The 229-nt window shown below is 52.8% G+C and carries 1 protein-coding gene; it reads right to left on the reverse strand.

Annotated elements, in window-relative coordinates; genetic code table 11:
- A partial coding sequence (locus F0U44_RS23960; RefSeq protein ID WP_149730584.1) for an EF-hand domain-containing protein occupies nt 1-186 on the reverse strand: 186 nt, incomplete at its 3' end.
- Nucleotides 187-229 lie beyond the last annotated feature (43 nt).

Below are 229 nucleotides of genomic sequence, written 5' to 3' on the forward strand. Positions count from 1 at the left end.
GAGCAGCTTCTCGCCCTTCTTCTTTGTACCACCGAGTTTCTCGATGGTTGCCAGTGTGGGGTTTGAGTTGAGCGCTCTCAGGAGATCGCCAAGGTTGAAGGCATCGATCTTGCCTTTGCCTTCAAAGTCGTAGATTGAGAAGGCGAAAGACGCCCTTTCAACGTCGTTCTTGCTGAGGTCGCTCATTTTGTGTGGTGTTTGTCGGTTCCCTCCCGGTCTTCACTGGCAG

Origin of the sequence: Nocardioides humilatus (genome assembly GCF_008373755.1) — a bacterium.
Taxonomy (GTDB): Bacteria; Actinomycetota; Actinomycetes; order Propionibacteriales; family Nocardioidaceae; genus Nocardioides; species Nocardioides humilatus.